1 protein-coding gene is annotated in these 511 nt (G+C 33.7%); it reads left to right on the top strand.

The window, feature by feature from the left end:
• Positions 1–61: 61 nt before the first annotated feature.
• Positions 62–373, top strand: a complete 312-nt coding sequence (locus Q4548_RS16710; protein ID WP_303457174.1) for a transposase — start codon at positions 62–64, stop codon at positions 371–373.
• Positions 374–511: the final 138 nt, after the last annotated feature.

Here is a 511-nt window from a genome sequence, read left to right as displayed (position 1 = left end):
TATTTTAGCCCCCAATAAATTCGGAGTGATATTTTAAATTTCAAATAGATAAATTTGAGATATGAAATACAAGAAATGGAGCTTAGAACAAAAGTTAGAAATTCTATCAAGTTCAGAGGAAATAGGGATCGTAGAAGCTTGTCGTAAGTTTGGAGTTAGTACTGGAACTTTTTATAGTTGGAAAAAGAAGTTTGAGCATCAAGGAGAATCTGGTTTAAAAATAACTTATGATACTAAGAGTAAAGAACTTAAAGCCGCCGAAGAGGAGAATCGAGTTTTACGTAAGTTACTTAGCGATAGAGAAATAGAGTTAGAAGTACAACGAGAACTTTTAAAAAAAAAGTTTGGGACGTCCGATCCAAGAAAGATTTAGTAGACAGGATCTATCATAAACATCCATGTAGCAAGACTAAGATTATAAAAATGGTAGGTCTAGTAGAAAGTAGTTACTATAGAGTTCCTAGTGGTGGTCGCAAAGGCAATAGAGCCTCTAAGCTAACCTATCATAAAG

The organism is Wenyingzhuangia sp. 2_MG-2023 (genome assembly GCF_030548295.1).
GTDB lineage: Bacteria > Bacteroidota > Bacteroidia > Flavobacteriales > Flavobacteriaceae > Wenyingzhuangia.
This window is presented reverse-complemented; position numbering and strand designations above follow the sequence as displayed.

Excerpts from the sequence above, each read along its gene's own strand:
- Q4548_RS16710 (WP_303457174.1), top strand. The coding sequence starts at position 62 with ATGAAATACAAGAAATGGAGCTTAGAACAAAAGTTAGAAATTCTATCA.